The organism is Streptomyces sp. SID14478 (assembly GCF_010548525.1).
In the GTDB taxonomy this organism is placed as follows: domain Bacteria; phylum Actinomycetota; class Actinomycetes; order Streptomycetales; family Streptomycetaceae; genus Streptomyces.
The window spans coordinates 1-281 of the sequence record NZ_JAAGMG010000377.1 but is presented as its reverse complement, the minus strand read 5'-3'; the positions used below and the strand labels follow the sequence as shown (position 1 = coordinate 281).

General features: G+C 75.4%; 1 protein-coding gene. It reads right to left on the bottom strand.

Translation table 11 applies throughout. From position 1 onward, the window contains the following. Positions 1-281, bottom strand: a 281-nt coding sequence (locus tag G3I40_RS12130) for a hypothetical protein (protein WP_164302161.1), incomplete at both ends; no start/stop codon positions are given.

Below are 281 nucleotides of genomic sequence, written 5' to 3'. Positions count from 1 at the left end.
GAGAGCCGCGAGGTGAACAACAGGCCGTCGGATTGGGGGAGTTGTACCACTGCGCCGAGCAGCGGGTGGTCGGCCGCCGTCTGTCCGAGGGAGGCCGCGTCGGTGGCCGCGTCCGCGGTCCTGAGCCAGAAGTGCTCGTGGTCGAAGGCGTACGTCGGCAGGTCCAGGCGCGGGGCCGCGGCGCCGCCGGCCGGCAGCAGCTCGCGCCAGTCCACGGAGGCGCCCCGCACGAACAGGGCGGCCAGCGCGGCGAGCAGGCTCTGCTCCTCCGGGCGGCCGTC